Raw genomic sequence first — 5886 nt, 5'->3', positions numbered from 1 at the left:
GGGCAAGCTCCAGGGGAGACGATGACCGTGATCCGGATCGGCCCGCACACCGAGCTGAACATCTTCGTGATCGAAGGCAACACCGAGGTCGACCGGCAGACCCCGATGTGGGGACGAGGACGCATCGACCACATCGGACTGCAGGCCGCCTCGCCGGAGGCGTTCGCCACGATCCGACAACGGCTGATCGACACCGGGGCCAGCGACGGCACAGTCAACGACTTCGGATCCGTGCACAGCGTGTTCTTCCGCGACCCGGACGGTCTTGAAGGCGAGGTCCTGCTCAGCAAAGACTGACACCGCCGACAGCGCGGCGATCGGTGGCCTTGGTTCGACAGAGAACCCAGTGGGAGTCGGCCCGGAAGGCACCTGGTGGATGCGAGCTTCCCACAGCCTCAGCAGCGTGGCGGTCAGCTCGACGAGCCGAATCTCGTGTCGGCAGCCAAGGCGGGCCGATGCCCGGCATCAGCGTGTCTTGTTATCGCAGCGGTCGCGCGGGAGCCTGCGGTGTGGACGTACCGCGGACCGACCCCGTTGTCGGGTTCCGGCTGCTCGGTCAGGTCTCCGCGGTCGACGCGACCGGAGCGGCTGTGGCGTTGGGGTCCTCGCGGCAGCGCGCCTTGCTCGCCGGCCTGCTTGTGGGAGAGCAGGTTCCGATCCCGGTCGCTCGGTTGGTCGAGCTGCTGTGGGACTCCTGTCCGCCGCCGACGGCGGCCACGATGGTCCACACCGCGATCGCAGGCTTGCGCAACGCGCTCGAACCGGGGCGCCGGAGCGGCGACGCACGCCTCCTCGTGACCCGTGACGACGGGTATGTGCTGCAGGTGTCGCCTGATGAGATCGACGCGGTCCGGTTCGAGCGGTTGCTGGCCGCGGGCCGTCGGGCGGCCCCGGAGCGCGCGCACCGCCTGCTGGTCGAGGCGTCGGGTTTGTGGACCGGGCCCGCATTGGCCGGGGTCAAGCAGGCATTCGCCCGCGACGAGGCCAACCGGCTGGACAGTCTCCGGGTGGAGTGCGCCGAGCTCAAAGCCGCGGCCGACCTGCAGTTAGGGCTCCACCACGAGGTGGCGTCGGAGCTCGAGACCCTGGTCTTCCGGAACCCGCTTCGGGAACCGTTGTCCAGGCTGCTGATGGTTGCCTTGTATCGGTGCGGCCGGCAATCCGAGGCACTCGCCACGTACGCGCATCTGCGGCGGTCACTGGTGACGGAACTGGGAGTGGATCCAGCGCCCGAGACGCGTCGCCTCGAGTTGGCGATGCTCCGGCAGAGCGCAGAACTTGAGCACGAGGCCACCCCGATGACCCGCTCGGGGCGATCACGCGCCATGCTCCCCGCTCCGATCAGCGAGTTCGTCGGTCGGGACGGAGAGCAGGCCGAGGTGGCGACGCTGCTCGCGCGGCAGCGCATGGTCACGCTCATCGGCCCGGGCGGCGCGGGCAAGACAAGGCTCGCAGTGGAGGTGGCCCAGCGGTTCACCGACCGCCGTGCGGTAGAGGCGTTCTTCGTCGACCTGACGCCCCTTGCGGCCGCGTCCCGGATCGAGGAGACGGTCGCGGCGGCGCTCGAAGTCCGTGCGGAACCGGGTCAGGAACTGACCAGGACGGTCGCGGCGGCCCTCGACGGATGCGAGAGCGTGCTCGTGCTGGACAACTGCGAGCATGTCCTCGACGGATGCGCTGGGCTGGTCGCGACCGTGCTCGAACGGACCAGGCGCGTCCGTGTGCTGGCGACCAGTCGCGAGCCGCTCGGCGTGCTGGGCGAGCACCTCCACTCGGTAGGGCCGTTGCTCCTCGCCGCTCCGAATGACCCGTGGGACCGGATCGCCGGCTGCGAGGCCGTGCGGCTGTTCACGAACCGGGCCGCTGCCGTCCGGCCAGGTTTCGTCGTCACGCCGGGCAACGCCCGACTCGTGCTGGACGTGTGTGCGCGTCTCGACGGGCTGCCGCTCGCCCTCGAGCTCGCGGCGGCCCGTGCGGCCTCCATTCCGTTGCGGGACCTCGCCGCCCGGCTCGACGACCGTTTCCGGTTGCTGGCCGCCGCCGCCCGACCTGCCGATCCCCGCCACCGCAGCCTGTCCGCCACGGTGCGGTGGAGCTACGACCTGCTGACCGGACCTGAGCGCACGCTGCTGGAGCGGATCGCGGTTTTTCCCGCGACCTTCGACCTGAGCGCGGCGCAGGCGCTGGTCGGCGGCGAAGGCCCCGCGGCCCCCCGTGATGGCCTGCTGATGCTGTCCCGGCTCGTCGCTTGCTCCATGGTGCAACTCGAGGAAGAGCCCGACGGCGAGCCGCGCTATCGCCTGTTGGAGACCACCCGGCAATTCGCCCGCGACCAGGTGAGCGGCGCCGAGCTCGACCAGCTGCGGGCGCGGCACGCCTGCCACTACCTCTCGTTGGCCGAACAGGCCGGGCCGCGGCTGTTCCGCACGAATGCCGGGCCATGGCTCGCCCGGCTGCACCGCGAGCGGGCGAACCTGCTGGCCGCGCTCGAGTGGGCTTTCGGACCGAACGGGGACCCGGATGTCGGGGCTCGACTGGCCGGCTGTCTGTGGCACTACTGGGACCTGCGGGGGGCACGGGGCGAAGGCCTGCACTGGGTACACACCGCTCTCGACGCGGTCGGCGCCGAACCCGCGCTCCGGCGGCTGCCGCTGCTGTCGGCCGGTGCGCTGCTCCACATGGGCGGGGCCGAGTTCGACGCCACCACCGAGCTCGCGGCCGAGCTGCTCACCCTGGCGCGCAGCACCGGCCACCGGGCGTGGGAAGGCGATGCCCTGTCGATGACCGCCACGACCGCATGGGCGCAAGGCCGGTTCGACCAGGCCCAGCGGCTCTACGAGGACGCCATCGCCGCCGCGCTCGCCGGTGGCGGCGTGTGGCGTGCCGCGATGGCCGAGGCACAGCTCGCGCGATTGCACCGGGACCGCAACGAGCCCGACGCTGCCCGGGCCGCGGCACTGCGGTCGCTCGCCCACGCGCAGCAGGTCGGTGAGGAGCTCGCCCACGGTCTGGCCCTCGATGTCCTCGCCTCGATCGAACATCGCTGGGGTGCCGTGGCCGAAGCCCGCCGGCTGGTCGAGGAGGCACTGGTGCACTACCGGCTCGTGGACTATCGCGAGGGCGAGGCCTCCGGCCTGCACCTCGTGGGACGCATTGCGCTGGGCGCCGGCGAACCCGACCGCGCCCGCGTCGCCTTCGAGCGCTCGCTGCAGCTGTGCCAGCAGATCGGCCACCGCGCAGGCACCGCCGCCGCTCTGGAGGGGCTGGCGGACGCCACCGCCGCAGCCGGGGACACCACCACGGCCGAGGGCATCACCGCTGACGGTCTCCAGACCGACCGACTGCGCGCCGCCGCGTCAGCGCTGCGCGCCGAGATCGGAGTCCCCCGGGCCTTGGACGGTTAGCCGCCGGTTAGTCCCGAACTTGTCGGCACGGCGACACTTGCTTGTCATGACGACCCAGCCGACGATCGACATCCCCGGTGACGTGCTCAGACCCGGCGACGCCGACTACGACTCCACCCGTGCCGTGTTCAACCGGATGATCGACCGGCGGCCTGCGGCCATCCTCCGGTGCCACGGACCCGGGGACGTCGCCCGTGGTATCGAATTCGCCCGCGAGCACGATCTCGTGATCGCAGTTCGCGGCGGCGGCCACAACGTCGCCGGCAACGCCGTGTGCGACGGCGGGATCATGCTCGATCTGTCTGTCCTGAAGAGCCTGGAGGTCGATCCTGACCGGCGCGTCGCGAAGGCGGGCGCCGGGCTCCTGCTCGGCGAGCTCGACGGCGGCACCCAACGCCACGGGCTCGCCACCCCGCTCGGAGTGATGTCGGGCACCGGGATCGCCGGCCTCACGCTCGGCGGCGGCCTCGGCTGGCTCAACGGCCGCCACGGGCTCGCCTGCGACAACCTGATCAGCGCCGAGGTGGTCGCCGCGGACGGCCGCATACTCGCTGTGGGCCCGGACGACCACTCGGACCTGCTGTGGGGTCTGCGCGGCGGGGGCGGGAACCTCGGTGTCGTCACCTCGTTCACCTATCGACTGCACCCGATCGGTTCGGTGCTGGCCGGCGGCCTCACCTACCCCTGGGCGGCGGCCGCGGACGTCCTGCGGTTCCACCACGAGTTCATGGCGTCGGCACCCGACGACCTCACCTCGGCCGTCTCGCTCGCAGTAGGGCCGTCCGGGAAGCCCACACTCTCGATCGCGGTGTGCTGGTGCGGCCCGCCCGCGCAGGGCGAGGCCGTACTGCGACCTCTACGCGACTTCGGGGACCCGATGGTCGACGACATCGCGCCGAGGCCCTACCTCGCCTGGCAGTCGGCACCGGACCCGGGCTTCCCGCTGGGGCGCCTGCACTACTGGAAGTCCGGCTATCTGCGCTACCTCACCGACGCCGCGATCGACACCCTGCTGCTGGTGGTCACGCACATGCCGCCAGGTTCGAGCGGGATCGGGTTGCAGGGGCTGCGCGGAGCCGCGAGCCGGATCGCGCCGGACGCGGCTGCGTTCCCGCACCGGGCGCCGCAGGACGACCTCCTCATCCTCGCCCAATGGGAGCACGACCGGGACTCCGCCAGCATCATCGCCTGGGCCCGGGACGCGTTCGTCGCGATGCGGCCGAACCTCGAGGACGCCGTCTACGTCAACAACCTGGGCGCCGAGGGCCCCGAACGGGTGCTCGCCGCCTACCGGGGCAACCACACTCGGTTGGCCGAGCTGAAGCACACCTACGACCCCACTAACGTGTTCCGGATGAACCAGAACATCGCTCCGGTCGCTGTTCAGACCGGGCCTCCTGCCGGTCATGGACGGACGTGGACCCGAGGGTGACGGCCTTGCCCACGGTCGCCGCGGTCGTGGTCGTTGCGCGGGGTCCGGGAAGGTCATGGATAGCCTCGAAACCGTGCGGATCGCAGTAGTCGGAGCCGGGGTCATCGGGATGTCCGCCGTTGCGGCGTTGCTCGATGCCGGCCAGGACGTCACCTGCTACGAGTCCGGCTCGATCATGGGCGAGCGCTCTGTCGGGTCGACGAGGATCTTCCGGCTCGCCCATGTCGATCCGGGCCTCGTGCGGCTCGCCCAGCAGGCGCGCGAGGGGTTCGACCGGTGGAGCGAGCTGGCCGGCCGACCGATGCTGGTCAACAGCGAGTGCGTGATCACAGGGTCCGACATGGCCGCGCGGGCGGCGGCCATGGCGACGGCCGGCGCGCACTTCGAGCTGGTCGCCGCCGGTTCCGGCCGGCTCAGGCTGCCGGTGGTCGAGGAGCCCGCCGTGGCGCTGGTCGACGCTGGGGGAGGCGTGGTCGACGTCGATGCCGCCCGCGAGCACCTCACCGACCGCGCAGGCGCGGTGGTCGTCCGCGATCCGGTCCACGCGTTGGACGTCAGCGCCTCCGGCGCGGCGGTCGTCATGAGCGCCGGCGGGAAGGCGGAGTACGACGCCCTGATCCTCGCTGCCGGCATGAACACGTCGCACCTGGCCGCACAGGTCGGGATCTACACGCCGCCCCTGCTCGCTCACCACGTGCGGTTCACGTTCCGCGTCGAGGGCGACGGCTGGCAGTCCTGGATCGACAAGCCCGTCGACGGGGTCGGCACGTATCAGCATCAGAGCGGTCCCGGCCGGTGGGCCATCGGTGGGCACGTCGATCCGAGCCTGACCGCGTGGGAGCTCGGCCGCGACGCGGCGGTCGAGGCCTCCCGTGCCGCTCTGCTCGACTACGTGCGGAGCCGGCTGATGGTGGAGCCGACGATCGTCGAAAGCGTCTACTGCACGACGGTCCCGAACCTGGGGGACGGCGTCGACTTCCGACGTGAAGGCCCCGTCCTCGCGATCTCGGGCGACAACCTGATGAAGTTCGCCCCGGTCCTCGGCGAGGC

Annotated in this window: 4 protein-coding genes; all 4 read left to right on the top strand. The window is 71.4% G+C overall.

Features of this window, described 5'->3' with window-relative positions; genetic code table 11:
* The coding region (locus JWR81_RS16910; RefSeq protein ID WP_297653059.1) for a VOC family protein at nt 1–297 on the top strand (297 nt) is incomplete at its 5' end.
* A gap of 212 nt (nt 298–509) precedes the next feature.
* Nucleotides 510–3404, top strand: a complete 2895-nt coding sequence (locus tag JWR81_RS16905; RefSeq protein ID WP_297653056.1) for a BTAD domain-containing putative transcriptional regulator — start codon at nt 510–512, stop codon at nt 3402–3404.
* Nucleotides 3405–3450: 46 nt separating this feature from the next.
* Entirely contained in the window at nt 3451–4836 is a 1386-nt protein-coding gene (locus tag JWR81_RS16900) for an FAD-binding protein (protein ID WP_297653051.1), read from the top strand.
* 73 nt (nt 4837–4909) lie between these two features.
* Nucleotides 4910–5886 (top strand): FAD-binding oxidoreductase (locus JWR81_RS16895; RefSeq protein WP_297653048.1); only part of this gene is annotated, 977 nt, incomplete at its 3' end.

Source organism: Pseudonocardia sp., from assembly GCF_025965585.1.
Lineage (GTDB): Bacteria > Actinomycetota > Actinomycetes > Mycobacteriales > Pseudonocardiaceae > Pseudonocardia.
Note: the sequence above shows the minus strand (reverse complement) of the source record. Positions and strands in the feature narration are given on the sequence as shown.

Bases quoted from the DNA above. Each gene is read 5' to 3' on its own strand.
- JWR81_RS16900 (WP_297653051.1), top strand. From the start codon at position 3,451: ATGACGACCCAGCCGACGATCGACATCCCCGGTGACGTGCTCAGACCC.